General features: G+C 44.2%; 22 protein-coding genes, 1 tRNA gene and 2 pseudogenes. 9 read left to right on the forward strand and 16 right to left on the reverse strand.

Annotated elements, in window-relative coordinates; all coding sequences use genetic code 11:
- Positions 1 to 157: 157 nt before the first annotated feature.
- The 5 genes from nusB to uvrA all read right to left on the reverse strand — a co-directional run bounded on the left by nusB (position 158) and on the right by uvrA (position 5589).
- Complete coding sequence (nusB, locus tag ACHBIE_RS09305) at positions 158 to 577, reverse strand: transcription antitermination factor NusB (RefSeq protein WP_105122501.1); 420 nt, start codon at positions 575 to 577, stop codon at positions 158 to 160.
- Positions 567 to 959, reverse strand: a complete 393-nt coding sequence (locus ACHBIE_RS09310; RefSeq protein WP_105111510.1) for an Asp23/Gls24 family envelope stress response protein — start codon at positions 957 to 959, stop codon at positions 567 to 569. Before ACHBIE_RS09310 ends, nusB begins: the two co-directional genes overlap by 11 nt.
- Positions 960 to 985: 26 nt before the next feature.
- Complete coding sequence (gene efp / locus ACHBIE_RS09315) at positions 986 to 1543, reverse strand: elongation factor P (RefSeq protein WP_105122500.1); 558 nt, start codon at positions 1541 to 1543, stop codon at positions 986 to 988.
- Between the two features lie 63 nt (positions 1544 to 1606).
- Positions 1607 to 2668, reverse strand: coding sequence for a Xaa-Pro peptidase family protein (locus ACHBIE_RS09320; RefSeq protein ID WP_105122499.1), 1062 nt, complete (start codon positions 2666 to 2668; stop codon positions 1607 to 1609).
- A gap of 95 nt (positions 2669 to 2763) precedes the next feature.
- Entirely contained in the window at positions 2764 to 5589 is a 2826-nt protein-coding gene (uvrA, locus tag ACHBIE_RS09325) for an excinuclease ABC subunit UvrA (protein WP_105122498.1), read from the reverse strand.
- Between the two features lie 483 nt (positions 5590 to 6072).
- Between uvrA and ACHBIE_RS09330 the strand changes: the two genes are divergently transcribed.
- From ACHBIE_RS09330 to ACHBIE_RS09355, 6 genes and pseudogenes are all read left to right on the forward strand, one after another.
- Positions 6073 to 7017 carry a magnesium transporter CorA family protein gene (locus ACHBIE_RS09330; protein WP_105111505.1) on the forward strand — a complete coding sequence of 315 codons (945 nt, stop codon included), beginning with the start codon at positions 6073 to 6075 and terminating at the stop codon, positions 7015 to 7017.
- 15 nt (positions 7018 to 7032) lie between these two features.
- Positions 7033 to 7692, forward strand: coding sequence for a DUF1129 domain-containing protein (locus ACHBIE_RS09335; RefSeq protein ID WP_105111504.1), 660 nt, complete (start codon positions 7033 to 7035; stop codon positions 7690 to 7692).
- Positions 7693 to 7851: 159 nt separating this feature from the next.
- Positions 7852 to 8292: pseudogene (locus ACHBIE_RS09340) on the forward strand (formate/nitrite transporter family protein); the annotation flags it as partial.
- A gap of 180 nt (positions 8293 to 8472) precedes the next feature.
- Entirely contained in the window at positions 8473 to 8799 is a 327-nt protein-coding gene (locus ACHBIE_RS09345) for a PadR family transcriptional regulator (RefSeq protein WP_105111503.1), read from the forward strand.
- Positions 8786 to 9541 (forward strand): DUF1700 domain-containing protein, encoded by a 756-nt coding sequence (locus tag ACHBIE_RS09350; protein WP_394733193.1) that lies wholly within the window; start codon positions 8786 to 8788, stop codon positions 9539 to 9541. Before ACHBIE_RS09345 ends, ACHBIE_RS09350 begins: the two co-directional genes overlap by 14 nt.
- The gene (locus ACHBIE_RS09355) at positions 9538 to 10608 is read left to right on the forward strand and encodes a hypothetical protein (protein ID WP_394733194.1); all 1071 of its coding nucleotides are present in this window, start codon (positions 9538 to 9540) and stop codon (positions 10606 to 10608) included. The genes ACHBIE_RS09350 and ACHBIE_RS09355 overlap by 4 nt, the downstream gene beginning before the upstream one ends.
- Before the next feature lie 70 nt (positions 10609 to 10678).
- Here the strand turns inward: ACHBIE_RS09355 and ACHBIE_RS09360 are convergent, their stop codons facing one another.
- Positions 10679 to 11896 (reverse strand): ABC transporter permease, encoded by a 1218-nt coding sequence (locus ACHBIE_RS09360; RefSeq protein WP_105122494.1) that lies wholly within the window; start codon positions 11894 to 11896, stop codon positions 10679 to 10681.
- Positions 11893 to 12786 (reverse strand): ABC transporter ATP-binding protein, encoded by an 894-nt coding sequence (locus ACHBIE_RS09365; protein ID WP_105122493.1) that lies wholly within the window; start codon positions 12784 to 12786, stop codon positions 11893 to 11895. Before ACHBIE_RS09365 ends, ACHBIE_RS09360 begins: the two co-directional genes overlap by 4 nt.
- A gap of 208 nt (positions 12787 to 12994) precedes the next feature.
- Between ACHBIE_RS09365 and ACHBIE_RS09370 the strand changes: the two genes are divergently transcribed.
- From ACHBIE_RS09370 to ACHBIE_RS09380, 3 genes are read left to right on the forward strand one after another with little or no spacing between them, the layout of a single operon-like run.
- The gene (locus ACHBIE_RS09370; RefSeq protein WP_105122492.1) at positions 12995 to 13978 is read left to right on the forward strand and encodes an ATP-binding cassette domain-containing protein; all 984 of its coding nucleotides are present in this window, start codon (positions 12995 to 12997) and stop codon (positions 13976 to 13978) included.
- Positions 13971 to 14750, forward strand: a complete 780-nt coding sequence (locus ACHBIE_RS09375; RefSeq protein WP_105122491.1) for an ABC-2 family transporter protein — start codon at positions 13971 to 13973, stop codon at positions 14748 to 14750. The genes ACHBIE_RS09370 and ACHBIE_RS09375 overlap by 8 nt, the downstream gene beginning before the upstream one ends.
- A 1-nt stretch (position 14751) precedes the next feature.
- Complete coding sequence (locus ACHBIE_RS09380) at positions 14752 to 15534, forward strand: ABC transporter permease (RefSeq protein WP_105122490.1); 783 nt, start codon at positions 14752 to 14754, stop codon at positions 15532 to 15534.
- A 116-nt stretch (positions 15535 to 15650) separates the two neighbouring features.
- Here ACHBIE_RS09380 and ACHBIE_RS09385 read toward each other — a convergent pair.
- From ACHBIE_RS09385 to ACHBIE_RS09425, 9 genes and pseudogenes are all read right to left on the reverse strand, one after another.
- Positions 15651 to 15920: pseudogene (locus ACHBIE_RS09385) on the reverse strand (transposase); the annotation flags it as partial.
- A gap of 202 nt (positions 15921 to 16122) precedes the next feature.
- Complete coding sequence (gene rpsR / locus ACHBIE_RS09390) at positions 16123 to 16362, reverse strand: 30S ribosomal protein S18 (protein WP_002939250.1); 240 nt, start codon at positions 16360 to 16362, stop codon at positions 16123 to 16125.
- Between the two features lie 31 nt (positions 16363 to 16393).
- Positions 16394 to 16888, reverse strand: coding sequence for a single-stranded DNA-binding protein (locus ACHBIE_RS09395; RefSeq protein ID WP_002942409.1), 495 nt, complete (start codon positions 16886 to 16888; stop codon positions 16394 to 16396).
- A gap of 11 nt (positions 16889 to 16899) precedes the next feature.
- The gene (rpsF, locus tag ACHBIE_RS09400) at positions 16900 to 17190 is read right to left on the reverse strand and encodes a 30S ribosomal protein S6 (protein WP_105111495.1); all 291 of its coding nucleotides are present in this window, start codon (positions 17188 to 17190) and stop codon (positions 16900 to 16902) included.
- Positions 17191 to 17348: 158 nt separating this feature from the next.
- Entirely contained in the window at positions 17349 to 19013 is a 1665-nt protein-coding gene (locus tag ACHBIE_RS09405; RefSeq protein WP_105122489.1) for a DAK2 domain-containing protein, read from the reverse strand.
- A gap of 2 nt (positions 19014 to 19015) precedes the next feature.
- On the reverse strand, positions 19016 to 19381 hold the full coding sequence (locus ACHBIE_RS09410; protein ID WP_105111305.1) for an Asp23/Gls24 family envelope stress response protein: 366 nt from the start codon (positions 19379 to 19381) through the stop codon (positions 19016 to 19018).
- Between the two features lie 131 nt (positions 19382 to 19512).
- The gene (rpmB, locus tag ACHBIE_RS09415; RefSeq protein ID WP_001140948.1) at positions 19513 to 19701 is read right to left on the reverse strand and encodes a 50S ribosomal protein L28; all 189 of its coding nucleotides are present in this window, start codon (positions 19699 to 19701) and stop codon (positions 19513 to 19515) included.
- Between the two features lie 329 nt (positions 19702 to 20030).
- The gene (locus ACHBIE_RS09420; protein ID WP_208562947.1) at positions 20031 to 20912 is read right to left on the reverse strand and encodes a class II fructose-bisphosphate aldolase; all 882 of its coding nucleotides are present in this window, start codon (positions 20910 to 20912) and stop codon (positions 20031 to 20033) included.
- A gap of 168 nt (positions 20913 to 21080) precedes the next feature.
- Positions 21081 to 21166: transfer RNA gene (locus ACHBIE_RS09425), tRNA-Leu, on the reverse strand.
- Positions 21167 to 21320 lie beyond the last annotated feature (154 nt).

The following is a 21320-nucleotide window of genomic DNA, read 5'->3' on the forward strand; positions in this document are numbered from 1 at the left end:
TCTCCTGTATCATCCAATAAACAGCCAAACTAGTCAACTCTGAACATTTCATGGCATCCTTCCGAAACTGAGCGTTTATTAAGTCAGGTGGGCTGAATTCTTTCTGAGAGTAATCTCCCTTTCCCAACTCAAAAAGAAACGAAAAAAAGAAACCTGATTAGGCTTCTTCTTGGATAAATTGGCTTAATACGCCGTTTACGAATTTAGCGGATGACTCGTCTGAAAATTCCTTGGCTAGCTCGATGGCCTCATTGACAGCTACACGGTCTGGTGTTTCTTCGAAATGCAAGATTTCAAATAGACCCAAATGCATGATATTCTTATCAATCAGGGTCAAACGGTCCAGGGTCCAGCCAGACTTGAGCTTGCTAGACAATTCCTTGTCCAATTCTTCTCGATAGGCTGCCACACCATTAACCAAGTTGAGGAGAAAGAGAGGAATTTCCACACCTTCTGTCTCTTCCTCACGGTCATAGAGGTAAGAAAATTGAGCAGCCTGGACAGGCTCTTGGCCAAATTCTAGGGATACAATCGCCTGCAAAGCGCACTTCCGCAGGGCATGTCTATTATTCTTCATCGAGGAAATCCTCTCCGAACAAGTCTTTCAGGGCTGGTTTGGGTGTCTTATCTGGAACGATGCCGTTGACGTGGATATTAACCGCAGCCAACTCCACCTCTGCATAGTTAAAGACAGCAGTCTTGACAGCTCGCTGGATATCCATTGATACAGCAGGGACATTGACGCCATACTCCAGGTAAACGTAAATATCAGCCGTCACTTGCCCTTCCTCATCTGTATGAAGGTAGACACCCTTGTTGAGAGATGATTTTGACAGGCTATCTGCAACCCGCTTGTTTTGAAGAGAGTGGACCCCCTCAACTTTTGCTGCTGCAATGCCTGTAATTACTTCAAGAACGCGTGGCGCAATAACGATTTCGCCTTGGTATTCTGTTGTCATAGGCTCTCCTTTTCTAAGAGGGGCAATTAAGCGCGTGATACGTAAGTTCCCTCTGCTGTGTTGATGACGAGTTTTTGACCCGCTTCGATAAAGTCTGGCACGTTGACCACAAGGCCTGTTTCCATTGTCGCTGGCTTACCAGAACCTGTTACAGTCGCACCTTTGATAGATGGTTGTGTTTCAGCAACGACCAGTTCAACAGTTGTTGGCACGGTCACACCGATTACTTCAGTTCCGTAGAATTGGATTTTCACATCTGAGTTTTCCAAAATATAAAGCAATTCTTCTTGAATAGTTGCTACTGGAATTTCATACTGGTCGTAGGTTTCCGTATTCATGAAGTAAGCTGTGTCATCCATTTGGTAAAGGTATTGAGCTGGGACGGTTTCGATGATAGCTTGTTCAAATTTCTCATCTGGACGGTAGGTCGTGTCAAAAGTTGAACCTGTACGCACATCACGCAATTTCATACGCATGATCGTGTTCCCCTTACCTGGTTTGTGGTGACTTGCATCCAAAACCTTAATCAACTTACCTTCCGCTTCGAAGGTCATACCTGCTCTAAGTTTACTTGCTTCAATCATTGTAATGACTACCTCTTAAAATTTTATTTATTCGTTTTATTTTACCACAAACTGACAGATTTCTCAAATGACAATCAATTCTTTGGGTGCCAAAGTCAACACCTTACAACCCGTGTCCGTAATCAGTAGGTCATCTTCGATACGGACACCATATTTGCCATCAAGATAAATACCCGGCTCATCAGTCAGAACCATACCCGCCTGAATGGTATCCGTAGCTGTTCGGCTAAAGTAGGGATACTCGTGAACATCCAAGCCCATTCCGTGCCCGATACCGTGGGTAAAGTAAGGACCATAACCAGCCTGCTCGATGACACGACGTGGGACACCGTCAAACTCCTTGTATTCCATACCCGCCTTAGCCGTCGCAATCAAGGCTTGATTCGCCGCCAGAACGGTTTCATAAATCTCTCGCTCTTCATCACTAACCGAACCGACATAGACCGTCCGCGTCATATCGCTGACATAGTGGTCATACAAGCAGCCAAAGTCCAGCGTCAAAGCCTCACCAGCCTCAATTACCTTATTGGACGCACGTCCGTGGGGCATAGCAGAGCGGTAACCCGAAGCAGCAATGGTATCAAAGGACACCCCTTCTGCCCCCATTTCCCGCATACGAAAGTCCAAGAAATTGGCAATTTCAATCTCTGTTTTACCTGGTTTGATAAAGTCTAAAGCGTCAATAAATGCCTGGTCTGAAATCTGACAAGCTCGCTGAATGGTGGCAATCTCTGCCGCATCCTTAATCATCCGCAGATCCGCAATCAGATTGGTTGTTGGTCTAAGAGTCGTTCCAGCAAAGACAGCTTCCATGGATTTGAAATAGGCTACTGAAATCTCATCCTCAAAGGCCACTTCCTTGATGCCCATATCCTTGACCAAACCAGCTGCCGTTCCCAACTCATCTCGATTGGAAATCACTTCAAAGTCTGTGACAACAGATTGGGCGTAGGTGATATAGCGGTCATCTGTAATCAAAACCTGGCGGCTAGGTGTAATCAGCACCACTCCTGCCGACCCCCAGAATCCTGTCAAATAATAAACATTTTTCAAATTGGTCACATAGAGAGCCTCTATCGACTGCTCTGCCATTTTTCCACGAAGTTTTTCAAGTCGTTTTTGCATAACCTACCTCCAAAGATATTGTAACTATTATAGCAGAAATGCACAGAATTACCAATAAACTTCCAGCAAACAAGAAAAAGCCGCTTGGCGACTTTTTACTTCAACTTAGTTTTCAAATACTGGCCTGTAAAGCTAGCTGGGTTAGCTGCTACTTCTTCTGGTGTTCCTGTCGCAACAACGGTACCACCTCCGACACCGCCTTCTGGTCCCATGTCGATAATGTGGTCAGCTGTCTTGATGACATCCAGATTGTGCTCGATGACCAGCACGGTATTGCCATCATCAACAAAGCGAGCCAAGACTTTGAGTAACTGGGCAATGTCCTCCGTATGCAGACCTGTCGTCGGCTCATCCAAGATATACAAGGATTTACCAGTTGACCGCTTGTGGAGTTCAGAAGCCAACTTCATCCGCTGGGCTTCCCCACCTGATAGGGTCGTTGCTGGCTGACCTAGAGTAACGTAGCCCAAACCTACATCTTGAATGGTGCGAAGTTTCCGTTCAATCTTCGGAATGTGTTTGAAGAACTCGACCGCATCATTGACGGTCATATCAAGGACTTGGGCGATATTTTTCTCCTTGTAATGTACTTCCAAGGTTTCAGAATTGTAACGGTGTCCATGACAGACTTCGCAAGGAACAAAAACATCTGGCAAGAAATGCATTTCAATCTTGATAATCCCGTCACCAGAACAAGCCTCACAACGACCACCTTTGACGTTAAAGGAGAAACGTCCCTTCTTGTAGCCACGAATCTTGGCTTCATTGGTCTGGGCAAAGATGTCACGAATATCGTCAAAAACACCTGTATAGGTAGCTGGGTTGGAACGTGGTGTCCGTCCAATCGGGCTTTGGTCAATATCAATCAAGCGATCCAAGTGTTCAATTCCTGAAATGGACTTGAACTTACCTGGCTTGTCCGAATTGCGATTGAGTTTCTGAGCAATAGCTTTTTTCAAAATGGAATTGACCAGGGTTGATTTGCCTGAGCCAGACACCCCTGTCACCGCTACAAATTTTCCAAGCGGGAAACGAACAGTCACATCTTGCAGGTTGTTTTCCTTGGCACCTGTTACCTCCAGGAATCGACCATTACCAACACGACGTTCCAAAGGAACTGGAATTTCACGTTTGCCAGACAGGTACTGGCCTGTAATGGATTTCTTATTTTTAGCTACTTGGGCAGGCGTTCCAGAAGCCACGATTTCTCCACCGAAGACACCCGCACCTGGACCGATGTCAATCAGCCAGTCTGCCTCACGCATAGTGTCCTCATCGTGTTCTACCACAATCAGGGTATTTCCCAAATCACGCATTTTCTTAAGACTGGCAATAAGGCGGTCATTATCCCGTTGGTGCAGACCAATCGACGGCTCGTCCAGAATATAGAGGACACCTGACAGGTTGGACCCAATCTGAGTCGCCAAACGAATCCGCTGGCTCTCACCACCCGAAAGCGTCCCCGCAGCTCGTGAAAGCGTTAGGTAATTTAGACCAACGTTGTTAAGGAAGGACAGACGGTCCTTGATTTCCTTGACAATTGGCGTCGCAATGGTGGCTTCATTTTCAGACAAGGTCAGATCTTCAATGACTTGCAAATGATCCGCCACGGACAAATCAGACAACTGTCCTATATGAAGTCCCTGCTCGCCACCAACTTTAACAGACAGGGCTTGGTCATTGAGGCGATAGCCGTGGCATGTTCCACAGGTCAACTCATTCATGTAAGCCTTCATAACCGTCCGAGTATAGTCACTGTTGGTTTCACGGTAGCGGCGATTGATATTGGTAATCAAGCCTTCAAAGGGAATATCGATATCACGCACCCCACCGAACTCATTTTCATAATGGAAATGGAATTCTTTCCCGTCAGAACCGTTGAAAATCAGGTTCTTCTCCTCTTCCGTCAATTCCTCGAAAGGCTTGTCCATGTCCACACCAAAGTGATTCATGGCCTGCTCCAACATCTGAGGATAGTAGTTGGATGAGATTGGATTCCACGGAGCCAAGGCACCGTCACGCAAGGTCTTGCTGGCATCTGGGACAATCAAATCCGTATCCACTTCCAGCTTCATGCCCAAACCGTCACAGTCGCTACAAGACCCAAAAGGAGCATTGAATGAGAATAGACGAGGCTCCAACTCTGGTACTGTAAAGCCACAAACTGGGCAGGCATAGTACTCAGAGAAAAGCATTTCCTTCTCATCCATGGTATCGATGATGACATAACCGTCCGCAATCCGCAGAGCCGCTTCGATAGAATCGAAAAGTCGCGAACGAATACCCTCTTTGATGACAATCCGATCGACCACAACTTCAATATTATGAGCCTTGCTCTTGTTCAATTCTGGTACTTCCGACACATCATAGACATCGCCATTGACCCGCACCCGAACGTAGCCGTCCTTCTGGATTTTCTCAAAAATGGTCTTGTGTTGCCCCTTTTTCTTGCGGACAATCGGTGCTAGAATCTGCAAACGTTGGCGTTCTGGCAATTCCAAAACCTCATCGACAATCTGCTCCACCGAAGAAGCCGCAATGGCCCCGTGCCCATTGATACAGTAAGGCACCCCTACCCGAGCATAAAGCAAACGGAGATAGTCATTGATTTCTGTTGCCGTACCAACTGTCGAACGCGGATTTCGCGAGGTTGTTTTTTGGTCTATGGAAATAGCAGGGCTGAGCCCCTCTATGGAATCCACATCAGGCTTGTCCATGTTGCCCAAGAACTGACGAGCATAGGCAGACAAAGACTCCACATAACGACGTTGGCCTTCGGCATACAGAGTATCAAAAGCCAAACTCGACTTACCAGACCCCGACAAACCAGTCACCACCACCAACTTCTCACGCGGAATGGTCACATCAATATTTTTCAAATTATGGGCACGCGCCCCATGAATCACAATATTTTCTTGCATAACATGATATAAGTGCGTTAAGAAAACCGTACAAAAATAGGAAATCTGCAAAGTGTGCCAAACACACGAGAAGATTTATCTTTTTTGCTAGGTTTTTAGCACGCATTCGAATCCTTTCTAAGATACAGAGCCCGTAAAAACGCACGGTGAAAATAGGCGGTAAGTCCGAAATCTGTGATTTCGAAGACGCACCCCCGTCAAGACAACTAGTGCTTTCACAGGTCGAAAACCGAAGAAAGCACAGATGTCTACGACGCAGAAGCCAGTTCCACACGCTTAAACATGAAGAAACCAGCAATTTTTCAAACAGCGTTTAGGGCGTGTTCAGTTCCTTTCAAAATCAGATATAAATAGGCAAGCATCCTATCCAGCATAAAATATACCCCATTATATCACACTTCAAAAAAATCATTCCGCATTCCTGCATTTTTTGGTATAATAAAGGGTACGTTTACATGTAAGAATGAAAAGGAGGGCACTGATATGAAACAGATTTTTCTATCAACGATGACTGATTTAGAAGAAATCCAAACCTTTGAACCAGGCGCTTGGATCAACTTGGTCAACCCCTCCCAGAGTGAGTCCATGGAAGTGTCTGAGCATTACAAGATTGATATCGCCGATCTGAGGGCACCGCTCGATGCAGAAGAAACTTCTCGTATCACGGTCGAAGATGACTACACCTTGATTGTCGTCGACGTCCCCATCTTGGAAGAGCGGAATAACAAGACCTACTATATCACCATTCCGCTTGGTATTATCCTGACAGATGACGCCATTATCACAACCTGTTTGGAGCCACTGCCGCTCTTTGATCAATTTATCCACAGACGCCTGCGCAACTTCTTTACCTTTATGAAGTCACGCTTCGTTTTCCAAATTCTCTATCGAAATGCCCAGCTCTACCTGTCCGCCCTGCGGACCATTGACCGAAAGAGCGAGGAAATCGAGAAACAGCTCCACGAGGCTACCCGAAATGAAGAACTGATTGTCCTCATGGAATTGGAAAAAACTATCGTCTACTTCAAGGCTTCTCTCAAAACCAATGAACGCCTGGTCAAAAAACTGGCTAGCTCCACCCGCCTCCTCCGCAAATACGAGGAGGATGAGGACTTGCTGGAAGATACCCTGGTCGAAACCCAACAGGCTATTGAGATGGCGGACATCTATGGTTCTATCCTGAACTCCATGACCCATGCCTTTGCCTCAATCATTTCCAACAACCAGAATACCATTATGAAAACCCTGGCCCTCATGACCATCGTCATGTCCATACCGACCATGGTCTTCTCGGCTTACGGCATGAACTTCAAGGACAATATTATTCCCTTCAATGATATTCCCCATGCCTTCTGGTGGATTATCTTGTTTGCCTTTGCTATCAGTTTATCACTAACCTTCTATTTCATAAGAAAGAAATGGTTCTAATCCAAGGAGATTGCTATGTCATTTACAGAATTTAAAGAATTAACCAAGAAAAACCAGGAATTTATCCACATTGCTACCAACCAATTGATCAAGGATGGCAAGACGGATGCCGAAATCAAGGGGCTTTTGGAAGAAATCCTGCCGACCATCATCGAAAAGCAAAAAACAGGCCAAACTGCCCGTAGTCTTTTTGGTGCACCTAGTGAATGGGCCGCAAGCAAGTCTGCTGCTCCCAGCCAAGAAAAGCAAGAAACGGTCGAATACAATGAAAATCCATGGCTCATGTGGCTGGACTCTAGTCTCTTTATGTTGGCCATCATTGCCGGTATCAATGGTCTGATGAATCTCTTTAATCAAGGCGCTCAGTATGGTTTGGTGACCCTGCTGGTTATCGGATTCGGTGTGGGTGCAGGTATGTACTTCATGTACCACTTTGTTTACAGAGAGCAAGCTAAAACCGGTAAACGACCAAATCTACTCAAGGCCATTCTGTTCCTGGGTGTGGCAACTTTGGCCTGGTCTGCAGTCTTCTTCCTGGCTGCCCTAGTTCCAGCCAACCTCAACCCAATTCCTCATCCAATTCTCACTATCTTAATCTGTGCTATTGCCTTCGGAATCCGCTATCTCTTGAAAAAGAAATACAATATCCGCAACGCCATGCAGCCTGTGCAATAATCATTCAATTCCATTTCAACTGTTGCAAACTTGCAAGCGACGCGTTGTAGCCGTCATAGAAAGTGCTCGGGTTATCCGATCCACCTACGATATAATCTACACTCCATTTCGGTGTGATACGAAATATATTTTATACATCCCAGCTGTTGGCTTCCAAAGCTGGGATGTAACATCTGTTCATTCATTTTATGTAACACGAAGGTTGGCCACCTGGACGAGCATAACTACCTGCTCCAAGCAACGACAGCCAAGCTGATGAAGACTCCATTAACTCAGTTTGTCGAAGGGATCTTTGCCAACATCGTGGTCAACATCGCTGTCTTCATTTCTATGCGGATGAAGGACGACGCTGGACGCGTAATCTCCCTCATTTTTATCATCTTCATCTTTGCTTTCTTGGGCTTTGAGCACGTGATTGCCAACTTCTCAACCTTCTCTCTTGCTTTCTTTGCAAATGGCGGAGCTGTCGAGGGAATGACGGTGATGAGCGTATTGATCAACTTCCTCTTCTCAGGTCTTGGAAACTTCGTCGGCGGTGGTATCCTGATTGGCTTCCTTTACAGCTGGCTCAGCAATAAATCAAAACTCTATGTGGACTAAACCACAAAATGGACTGGAATGCCAGTCCTATTTTTTTTTTGAAAAAATTTCTCTCAAATGACTTGACAATTTATTTTAGTGGGTGTATATTTTATATATAGAGAATTTTGATATATACAAAAATCAGTATATAGCAAATATCAACTTAAAAGGCGATCATCATCGAAAGGAGTGAGCCGCATGCATTTTCCCGTACCTGCAGTGCTGACGGAATTTCTCATTATGGCCATTTTAGAATCCAATGATTCCTACGGCTATGAGATCTGTCAGACCATCAAGCTGATTTCCAACATAAAGGAATCCGCTCTCTATCCCATTCTGAAACGCTTGGAACAACAGGATCTCTTGACCACCTATTCTCAGGAATTTCAAGGACGGATGAGGAAATATTATAGTTTAACCCAGCTAGGCCATGAAGAATTGGTCCAACTGAAAGAAGATTGGGATATCTATACGACTACTATCAACGGCATCATAGAAGGGAGTGTCCGCCATGACAAGAACTGAGTACATGGAGCAACTTGAAAAACATTTGAAAAAGTTGCCCCACAAGGAATACTTGGAAGCCAAAAACTTTTTTGAAGAATACTTTGACGAGGCAGGTCCTGAACGTGAAGCCGAAATCATGGAAGAGCTGGGATCTCCTAAGGAAGCAGCCAATGAACTGATCAACAACATGCTCAACCGTCAATTAGAAGATACAGCTCCAACACAAGATGAGACCAATCCTCAAGACAAGCGTTTCTTGCTTACCCTAGCTTTTTTGAGCGCTGCCCTTCTCATTTCTACCTTCTTCCTCTTTGTTGAACCACTGCTTGGAATCATGGGGATCTTCCTGGTCACTATCAGCGCAGCTTTTTACATCGGTAAAAACTTAGAGCAATTGAAACATACACGGAAAACAGTTTGGTTGGCCAGTCTTGCTCTGATTACCCTTCCGATCACTATCCCTCTTCTTCTCTTGATGATCGGGGCCTTGTTGGGCTTGATATTAATAATTGTCGCCTTCATCATTGGTGCATTTGGTTTAGGAGTCGGCTTGATGGTTACTGGTGGTTCCTTGATTTGGGAAGGATTTACCTTGCTATCAAAAGGATTCAATGTCTTCATCATGGGTTTTGGTGCTGGCATATCCTTGTTTGGTGCGGCAATCCTACTCTACCTTTTGACCGGATTTTTCACCTATTGGGCATGGCGCTTGGTCAAAACCTTCTTCCAATGGATCTTGAAACGAGGTAAACGAGCATGAAAAAGAAACTTACGATCGCCCTCATCACGGGCTTTGTCAGCTTGATTTCTGGCTTGATTCTGGTTGGAATTGGATTTTTCTCTGGGGGTCTCAACCGCCTGGAAGAAATCGCAAAGCCAAATCAGGTTCAAACATCCTATACTTCCCTATCAGAAATCCAGATTAAAGATCTTCCACATTCAGTTACGATCAAGGAATCAACCGATGGACTCTTCCATGTGTCCTATGCCAACTCAAAAAATAACACCCACAACACAGTTGAAGTCACTGAGAAAAATGGCATCCTGGCTCTCAGCTCAAAAAATCCCCAACTGTCCATTCAAGGTATCATGCAGGTTCTCGGGGAAAGATTATCCGATGACACTATTGACATCTACTCTGTTACCATTGAAGTTCCAACAGGTAAGCAACTGGACAGACTCATCAGTAACAATACCTATAATAGCTACTTCGATAGTCTCTACATTGAAAATGTCCATATCAAGGAAATGACCGTCGAGCAGGGCCGGATGCTCTATCTCAACAATGTCCAATTGGATTCAGGTACTGTAAGTAGTTACTATACAAATATCAGTAAATCAACGATTAAAAATACCACTATCTCTGCACAAGGTGACAATATCCATTTCTATCAGACCCAGCTCGAAAATGTTTCTGTTGAAAACTATGGCCAACTGGATTTGATTGAAGGAACTCTCCTAGGAGACAACAAATTCCTCCCACACGAAGACCGAGCTTATACCGTGACCAATATCGATTTGACTGACCAATCATTAGCAGACATCAACCTCCAGATTCAAAATAAGCTTGACTTGAGAAGTCTAGGCGAATTTATGGGCTACTACTACGAGTCAGATGAAGAGTGGGAAACTGCCCAAAGCGAATCAAGTCTGATTGACGAAAGTCAGTTGAATGACATTGGTATTTTTACAAGAGACCAGTATGAAAAACTAGAGGTCAAGGAAACAGAAGATGGTTTTAGTCTGACTGTTGAAAAAAAAGAAAGCAAAAACAAATTAACCGTTGAAGCAACCAACGCGACTATCAACCTCCGTGATCCAAAATAAATGACCGAACAGATAACAAAGACCAACTTAGGATTCCTAAGTTGGTCTTTTCGTTCTATTGTAGGCAGACTTACTTGCTCGTTAAGCCTTTCTTCAAGCTTCTCCAAAAGCCGATATCATCGGTCTGTAAAATCAAGCCTGCATAGGATTTGCCTATAAAGACGATTGCGCCAATCGTGGTCGCTGCGAGAATGAAGAAAGATAGCCAGGTCTCCCAATTACTTGCCCAGCCATTTATCTGGCGAATCGGCATAAAGAAGGAGGATAAAAATGGGATAAAAGATCCGATTTTCACCACCATATGTTCTTGTGCTTGTTGCCCAAAGGTCATGGCCCCTAAAAAGCCGATGATAATCGGATAGATAACCGGTTGCACAGCCTTGTTGACATCTTCTGGCCTCACCACAAGAGAACCACACAAGGAAGCCAGGGTTACTCCTAGGAGCAGACCGAAAATAGCAAAGAGAATCATGGTCCAGTCCAAGTTGTCTAAAACAGCTTGCACCAAGACCTGGTTTGACTCAAAGATTTCCTTGGTCAATTCCAATTGTCCTGCTAGGTGATAGGCCAAGATGCCACCTACAAGATAGACACCCAAATGGGTCGCAATGACGAGGAAGATGCCAAAGATGCGACCATAGAAATAGGTCCAGGCTGGAACACTAGAGAAAATCACTTCCATGATTTTCGTTCCCTTTTCACTGGCTACCTCCTGGGCAGTTGTAGAAGCATAAACAATAGTCATGATGTACATGAGGAAAATCAAGCCAAAGAAGGTAATCATCTGTCCAATTTTTTCCAGCCCCTCTTGGTCACCAACTTCCTCCACATAGGAAGGCTGGATGGCTAGAAATTCAAGCTGAGTTGGTGTCAATTGAGCATTTGCTTCATTGAGCTGCTGCTGCAAGCTCTCTAGAATAGACTGGAAGGTTTGCTGAACGGATTGAGAAGGGACCTCATTTCCATGATAGGTCGCCTGGTACTGCTGGTCCACTACTGCGACCTTGATATAGCCTTCCAACTCTTCTTCTGAAAGCTGCTGCTTGGCCTCTTCTTCTGTCACAAGAACCAAGTCTAAGTCAAGTGTCGCAAAGGCCATTTGGGCCATAAAGTCCTCACTTACGAGACCAATTTTTTCCGACCCAGCATCCATGCTAGAGCTTGTTAGATAGCCTGTTCCCAAAGATATGCCGAGAAAGAGGAAAGGGGATAGGACCATAAAAACAAAGGACCAGGATTTGACCTGCCGTAGGTAGGTCTCTTTTGCGACTAGGATAAAAGATTTCATTCTGCCACCCCCGATTTGATTTTAAAGATTTCATCAATGGTTGGCGCCTGCTGGTCAAAGGTTGCCAGATAGTGACCACCACTGATCAACTGGAAGAGCTCTGGACCTGCTGCTTCATCGTCTAGGACAAGGCGCCATTTATCGTGATTGGTCATTTGAACAGAGAGGACATGGGGCAGGCCTTCTAGCTGCTCTCTCGGAATATCCGAGGAAACAAAGAGGCGGGTCCGACCAAACTGCCGACGAATATCCTGAATGCCTCCATTCAAGACCAGCTGCCCATCTTGGATCATCAAGAGTTGGTCACAGAGTTCCTCCACATTGGTCATAACATGATCTGAAAAGATGATGGTTGCCCCGCGCTCCTTTTCCTCTAAAATCACACGTTTTAGGAGGGCGGTGTTGACAGGGTCCAACCCAGAAAAGGGCTCATCCAAAATAATCAGGTCTGGTTCATGGAGCAAAGTTACAATCAACTGAATCTTTTGCTGGTTTCCTTTGGATAGGCTTTTAATCTTGTCTGTCACCTTGCCCTTGACTTCCAACTTTTCCATCCAAAACGGTAGTTTTTCAGCCACTTCTTTCTTGGTCAATCCCTTTAAACTTGCCAAATACCGGACCTGTTCAAAAACAGAAAGCTTGGGCATGAGGCTCCGTTCTTCTGGTAGATAGCCGATTTTTGAAAACAAGTCTGGCGTGACAGCCTGCTGGTCAAGGGCAATCTCTCCCTCGTAGCTGACAAATCCTAGTAAGGAATGGAAGAAAGTAGTTTTTCCTGCACCATTTTTCCCTACCAAACCACAGATGATTCCAGATGGAATAGTAAAGGAAATGTCCTTCAAGACTTCCTTGGTCCCGTAACTTTTACATAAGCGACGAACTTCTAACATCTCAACCTCCTTAGAATTGATTGCTTTTATTGTACACCTTTTTCTTGGTATTGTAAATAATGCATGGAAAAAATGATAAAAAATAACAGAACAGAAATCTTCTCTGCTTTTTTCAGAAAATCCTTCGCTATTTTCTTATATTTTCATCATCACAGGCGAATAAATCGTGATATAATGATTACGCAAACGTTTTCTCAAGGAGATCATTATGATAGAAGCGCAGCATTTATCCAAAACCTACTACGTGGTCGATAAGGAGGTGGGGCTAAAAGGCTCAATTAAGGCCTTCTTCAAGCCCAAGAAAAAAACCATTCAGGCGGTGCAGGACATCTCCCTGTCCATTCAGAAGGGAGAGATTGTCGGCTATATCGGATCCAACGGGTCCGGCAAGTCAACTACGATTAAAATGTTGACGGGGGTGCTACACGCCGATGAGGGCACGGTCACCATTAACGGCCTGGTTCCCAAGGATAATCGCAAAGCGGTCAACAAGCAGATCGGTGTCCTTTTTGGGCAGAAATCACATCTGGATTGGAACCTGCCTGTGCAGGAGTCCTTTATTCTCCATGCCAAAATCTATGATGTACCTGAGGCGGTTTTTCAGGAACGACTGGCACGCTTGATTGACTTGCTGGATTTGGCAGACATTATGAAGCAGTCCATCCGCAATCTGTCTCTGGGACAGCGGGTCCGCTGTGAATTTGCGGCTATTTTTCTCCACCAGCCTTCTGTGGTCTTTCTGGACGAGCCAACCATCGGCCTGGACGCTAGTGTCAAGGAGACCATTCGTTCTTTTATTCGCTACATGAATGAAGAGCACGGCACGACTTTCTTGATTACTTCCCACGATATGAAGGACATTGAAACCCTCTGCGAGCGGATTTTCATCATCGATAAGGGAAAAAAAGTCTACGACGGCTCACTCAGTCAGCTCAAGGAGCGATTTTCTCAAATCAAAACCATTAGTTTTTCTACCGAGCATCCGCTGACCAAAGATATTCAGGCGACTGGTCTGGAATTTGACCGCAAGGATGATTACCACTTCGACATTCACTATCAGGCTAACCAATGGACCAGTGCCCAGGTCATCACCTTGGTCTTTGAGCAGATCGAGGTCGATGATGTGACCATGAAGGAGCTGGAAATTGAGTCCATTGTCCGTCAGATTTACGAGGAGGGCATTCATGCATAAGTACCTCTACATGACACGGCTGACTATGATGACAGCCCTGCAGTACAAGGCCTTTTTCCTGGCTTCTTTCGTATCTGTGCTAGCACGGATTTTGGTGTCTCTCTTTGTCTGGAAGACTATTTTCTTCACACAGCCTGAGGTCAATGGTTACACCCTCCAGACCTTCACCACCTATATCATCTTCGCTAGCCTTCTGGCAAGCCTCAACTCCTTTTCAATCGGTGAAGACCTGTCCCACTCGATTTTGCAAGGGCAGATTGCTGGGGAATTTTTGCGGCCCTACTCTTTTATCCTCTCCCTCTTCTTCAAGGATTTAGGAACAAAATTGATTGAACTCTTCAAGTTTTTGGTGGTCTTTTTCATCATCCTCTTGGTGCAGAGTGATTTTTACCTACCAGATGGAAAGACTATATTAGTCTTTCTCCTATCTGCTATCTTGGGAATGTTTATTGTGCAATTCTTAGACTTGGCTTTTGGTTTTGCGACTTTCTTTACGGTCAATGCTTGGGGAGTCATGCTGCTACGCATGGGACTCTTCAACCTGTCATCCGGAGCCCTCTTACCGCTAAGCTTTTACCCTGAAAAAGTCGAAAAAGTCTTGAGTTTCATGCCCTATAACTATGCAATCAATGTGCCTATTTCTATTCTCTTAGGCAGAGAAACTGACCTGTCCTTGCTGGGCTTGCAGTTGCTCTGGTTGCCTGTCCTTGCTGGCTTTATCGCGGCTCTATGGTCCCAAGCCAAGCGAAAAATTGTCATTTTTGGAGGCTAGGATGAAAAAGTATATAGGTCTTTATTTGTACAATGTCAAGGTCTTCATGATGGCCCAGATGTCTTTTCGGGTAGATTTTTTCATCGGTCTGGTCTCATCTTTGGTGGAGCAGGTGGTCTATTTGATTTTCCTCAATGTCCTTTTTAGTAATATCAAGGAGATTGCAGGCTTTAACTACGGGCAGATGCTGTTTATCTATGGAATGGCAACGGTGGGGCGGTCGGTCCACTTGATTTTCTTTGATAATCTGTGGATGTTCGGTAGCCGCTACATTCGTCGGGGGGAGTTTGAACGCCTCTTGCTCTTGCCGGTCAATCCGCTCTTTCAGCTGGTCTGCGAACGAATTCAGCCTCAGGGCATCGGTACGACGATGATTGGTGGCGTGGCTCTCTGGCAGTCTTCGCAGATTTTGGGCTTGGAATGGTCTGTCTGGAAGATTCTCCTGTTGGTTTTTATTGCCATTTGCATCGGTCTGCTCTATGCGGCAATTCAGCTGGGACCAACAGCTCTTGCCTTTTGGATCGTGGAATCCTTCCCTCTCACCATGGGGATTTTCGCACTCAACCAAATGGCCCAATACCCGCTCAATATCTATCCAAAAGTCATTCAATTCCTACTGATTTTTGTCTTTCCCTATGCCTTTACCGCCTACTTCCCAGCCCTCTACTTCCTGGACCTCTCCATGTGGGGCCTCGCACTCCCCCTCGTTGTTGCCATCATCTTTACGATTAACTATAAACTCTTCCGCTATGGTATGACCAAGTTTACGAGTGTTGGTGGTTGACGGAGCCCGGGGAGATGCTCCATCAAGTTGGAGATAGAGGCGACCAGAGTCGGCTGTCATTAACAAGTCTACGGATAGACTTGCTCAAGTTGGAGATAAAAGCTAGCGACAGCTAGCTACAGAATGAAGACAAACATCTCGATTGATGTTTGTCTTTTTCTGTTTATTGGTCTGATAGTCGGTCTTTTTGCCAGAATCGTGGCTATTTGTACAATATAAAAAGGCTTCCCTGCCCTCATTTTTACCAATTTCTTGAGATTTAAACACGCCAAAGTCAGTCCAACCTTATCTTCCATTTTGGACTTGCCTTTCTCTCTTGTATAACGAAGATTGTGGTACTCGTTGGCTGTCCCAAAGAGGCGTTCAATCTCCTCACTGCGCAATTGTGCTTCTCAAGTTTAACGAGCACAAGTAAAAACGACCTATCAGTGTTGAACCTATCTAGTTTCTAGGGGGCTAGCTAAATAGGGCTTTGAAGCTCCTAATTCGCTCTCATATTTTCAAGCTCATGAAAAAATGGTCCACTCTGTCATTGCGCTTTACACATTTCTAGAGCGCAAGAAAAAATGACCCGTTGGGGTCATTTTTTTAATCTTCGTTTACGAATGGTAGCAATGCCATAACGCGAGCACGTTTGATAGCTGTTGTTACTTTACGTTGGTTTTTAGCTGAAGTTCCAGTTACACGACGTGGAAGGATTTTTCCACGTTCAGAAATGAAACGGCTAAGAAGCTCAGTATCTTTGTAATCAACATATTCAATTTTGTTAGCTGCGATATAGTCAACTTTTTTACGGCGTTTGAAACCGCCACGACGTTGTTGAGCCATGTGTTTTCTCCTTTATATATTTAGTATCGACCTAAAATGGTAGGTCATCGTCTGAAATATCCATTGGGTTTGATGCACCAAATGGACTTTCTTCTCGAGCGAAGTTCGGTGTAGATTGTGCAGGTGCTTGATAAGGTGAATTGTAATCATTGCCACCAGCAAATGAATTACCAGCAGAATATCCGCCACCTTGACCTTCACGGGCAGTACGGCTTTCCAAGAGTTGGAAACTTTCTGCAACTACCTCAGTTACATAAACGCGTTGCCCTTGCTGATTGTCGTAACTACGGGTCTGAATGCGACCAGTCACGCCAATGAGAGCACCTTTCTTAGCCCAATTCGCCAAATTTTCAGCTTGTTGACGCCAGATAACTACGTTGATAAAGTCCGCTTCACGCTCGCCATTTTGATTTTTAAAATTACGGTTAACTGCAAGTGTAAAAGTCGCAACAGCTTGGTTTGACGGAGTGTAACGAAGTTCTGCATCGCGGGTCATGCGACCAACCAATACTACATTATTTATCATATAAAACCTTCTTACGCGTCAAGTTTCACAATCATGTGACGAAGAATGTCGCCGTTGATTTTTGACAAACGGTCAAACTCTTTAAGAGCTTCGTCGTTAGTCGCTTCAACGTTAACGATGTGGTACAAACCTTCACGGAAATCTTGGATTTCGTAGGCAAGGCGACGTTTTTCCCATGCTTTTGATTCAACGATTGTTGCACCGTTGTCAGTCAAGATAGAGTCAAAGCGTGCTACCAAAGCGTTTTTAGCTTCTTCTTCAATGTTTGGACGAATAATATAAAGAATTTCGTATTTAGCCATTGATATGTTCCTCCTTTTGGTCTAATGCCCCCAGGTCCTAGCCTGTGGGAAGTGAGGGATACTCACAAGAAACTATTATATCATATTTGGGCCAAATAGCAAGCAAAATATCCACAAAATACACAAGAAAAGAACAGTCAGACTGCTCTTCTCATGGATTATTCAACACTAAAGAGATATGGATAAACAGGTTGATTACCGAAATGGATTTCAACCTCTACATCTTCAAATTTCTCTTCCAATTGATAAGCAAGGGCTTGTGCTGTATCCTCGTCACCATCCTCACCAATATAGATAGTCACGATTTCACTATCTTCATCCAACATTTTATCAAAGGTAGCAACAAGCGTCTCCATCATATCTGGATTAGAAACCACAATCTTGCCATCAACCATACCCAAGTTATCATTTTCATGAATTTCCAGACCATCGATAGTTGTGTCACGGACTGCAGTTGTCACGCTACCACTTTTCACTTCTGCAAGTGATGCCGTCATCGCTTTAAAGTTGCTGTCCAAATCACGACTTGGATCAAAGGCAAGCAAGCTAGTGAAGCCTTGTGGTAGAGTCTTGGTTTCTACCACCTTAACCGCCACTTCAGCAACTTCTGCTGCAGTCTGAGCCGCCATCAAGATGTTCTTGTTGTTTGGCAACAAGATGACATTGCGAGCATTGACCAATTCAATAGCATTGACAAAATCCTCTGTTGAAGGGTTCATGGTCTGACCACCTGAAATCACATAATCAACGCCTTGTGATTTGAAGATCTCTGTCAATCCTTCTCCAGCTGCAACAGCGATAATGCCGTATTCTTTTTGCTCAGCTGGTTTTTGGTAGGCTTCTTCTTTTTCAACTTGCGCTTCATGTTGTTCACGCATATTGTCTACTTTTACCTTGACTAAGCTACCATATTGGAGACCTGCTTGCATAACCAAGCCTGGATCTTCTGTATGGACGTGAACTTTTACAATTTCATCATCATTGACTACAAGGAGTGAATCTCCTAGGTCGTTGAGGTAGTTACGGAATTCTTCATAATCAAAGTCTTTCACATAAGTAGGACCTTGGCGAAGGGCAACCATGATTTCCGTACAGTAACCAAAGGTAATGTCCTCAGTCGCTACATGACCAGCAACTGACTTGTGGTGTTCTGCATTAATCATTTCTGTCATGACTGCTGGAGTTGCTTCAAAATCCTCAGAAGCAATGTATTCACCAGTCAAAGCTGACAAGAAACCTTCGTAGATATAAACAAGACCTTGACCACCAGAGTCAACAACCCCAACTTCTTTCAAGACTGGAAGCATATCAGGTGTTTTCTTGAGGGCACGGTTGGCACCTTCAAGAGTTGCACGCATGACTTCAATGGCATCATCTGTTTCTTCTGCTTTTTTTAGGGCAGCCGTCGCTGCACCACGAGAAACGGTCAAAATGGTACCCTCAACTGGCTTCATAACGGCCTTATAAGCCACTTCTACACCATGTTGGAAGGCCTGTGCCAAATCCTTACCATCTAATTCAACCTTGCCTTTAACAGACTGGCCAAAACCGCGGAACAATTGTGACGTAATAACGCCAGAGTTTCCGCGAGCACCCATGAGTAAACCTTTTGATAAGATTTGAGCGACTTCACCAACTGTATTTGCTGGCTTATCCGCAACTTCTTTGGCTCCATTGGTAATGGTCATACCCATATTGGTACCAGTATCCCCATCTGGAACAGGGAAAACATTAAGTGAGTTGACGTATTCAGCTTGTTTATTCAGACGAGTTGATGCTGCCTGCACCATTTCTTGAAATAAACTAGTAGTAATTTTAGACACAATTATTCTCCTACGACTTTAATATTTTGGATGAAAACATTAACGGCATCCACAGAGATACCCAATTGATTTTCCAAGTTGAACTTGACACGTTCTTGGATATTGCGAGATACTTCACTGATTTTTACACCGTAGCTCATAACAGTGTAGACATCAACTGCAATACGACCATCTTCCAAGGTCTTGATGACAACGCCCTTGGCATAGTTTTCCTTTCTCAAAAGAGCCTGGAAATTGTCTTTGATGGCGGATTTGCTAGCCATGCCGACCACACCAAAAATCTCGGTCGTAGCTCCACCGACAACTGTGGCAATCACGTCGTCAGTCAATTCAATTTGGCCGTCTTTTGTATTGATTTTAACAGTCATATTACTTTACCTCAAATAGTTTTATCACTCCATTTTACCATACTTTCGCCATTCTGTAAAAAACAAGCTTGTGACAGCAGACGGAAGACTAGGTTTCTTTGGCAAAAAAAATAACCCAAAAGGGTCATTTCTTAAACGCGTTCTACTTTACCTGATTTAAGAGCACGAGCTGAAGCCCAAACTTTTTTAGGTTTACCGTCAATCAAAACAGTAACTTTTTGAAGGTTTGGTTTAACTGCGCGTTTAGTTTGGTTCATTGCGTGTGAACGGTTGTTACCTGATACAGTCTTACGACCAGTGAAATAACATACTTTAGCCATTGTATCTTCCTCCTCATTTGATCAAATATATCGGATGTGCTAGCACCACATACCATACTATTCTAACAGAAAAGAATGAAGTTGGCAAGGAATATTTTTATTTTTTTCTTTCGACAGTTCTCCAAGAATATTGAAGCCTGTCTATCAGACAGAATTGACATTTGACCAAGCTTGTTTCAAATCTTCTAAGGACAAGCCATTGAAAAAACGGATTTCCTTGTTCGCAATCAGAGATTGCTTCACAGAATAGGACTGTTTGAAACAGTAGATTAGATAAAACTCAAAAAACCAACCTTGCGGTTGGTTTAGATAGCATTACTTATATAACATTAAGCTTTGTTCGCTGAACCAAATACGTCGATTCGCTCTTCAACAGATGCTTGGATAGCTTTTACGCCGTCAGCCAAGAATTTACGTGGGTCAAAGAGTTTTTTCTTGTCGTATTCTGCTTCGTTTGCTTCATAAGCTGCTGCAAACTTACGAGTTGCGTTTGCAAATGCGATTTGACACTCAGTGTTAACGTTAACTTTAGCAACACCCAATTTGATTGCTTCTTGGATTTGTGCATCTGGAATACCAGAACCACCGTGCAATACGATTGGGAAACCTGGTACAGCCTCTGTCAATTTACGCAAGTGGTCAAGGTCAAGACCTTCCCAGTTTTCTGGGTATGGACCGTGGATGTTACCGATACCAGCTGCCAAGAAGTCAATACCAGTTGCAACCATTGCTACTGCATCTTCGATTGGAGCCAATTCACCAGTACCAACGATACCGTCTTCTTCACCACCGATAGTACCAACTTCAGCTTCAACTGAGATACCTTTAGCGTGTGCCAATTCTACAACTTCTTTTGCTTTTGAAAGGTTTTCTTCTACTGGAAGGTGTGAACCGTCAAACATGATAGAAGTGTAACCAACTTCGATACACTCAAGTGCATCTTCGTAGTGACCGTGGTCAAGGTGAATAGCAACTGGAACTGTGATGTTCATTGACTCGATCAAGTTTGCGATCAAGTTGCGAGCTACTTTGTAACCACCCATGTACTTAGCTGCACCCATAGAAGTTTGGATAAGAACCGGAGCTTGTTTTGCTTCTGCTGCACGCAAGATAGCTTGAGTCCACTCAAGGTTGTTTGTGTTAAATCCACCAACTGCATAACCGTTGTCACGCGCTGCTTGGACAAATTTTTCTGCTGAAACTAATGGCATTCTAAGAGCCTCCTAATATTTTTTGGGAGTCATCCCCCATACCCTCTTATTTTAACACGATTCTCAAAAAAATGCTAGCTGAAACTGTATCCGTATGAGAAAATTTTCACATAACTTTCAGGCACAAAAAAAAAAAAAAAGACTGGTTAAACCAGTCTGAAAGTCCTATGCGGAGAGAGGGACTTGAACCCTCACGACCTAAAGCGGTCACAGGATCCTTAATCCTGCGCGTCTGCCAATTCCGCCATCCCCGCTGAACACTAGATAAGTATATCACGGGGTAATACCCTTGTCAACACTTTTTTGAAAAAAAGTTCATATTTATTACTTTCCCCGCGTTGTAAAATGAAGTGCAACAAAAAAGACATGTTCGTCTGATATACTAGAATTCCCCAACTCAGTATAGAA

It is taken from the genome of Streptococcus sp. A23, assembly GCF_043674155.1.
GTDB lineage: Bacteria > Bacillota > Bacilli > Lactobacillales > Streptococcaceae > Streptococcus > Streptococcus suis_V.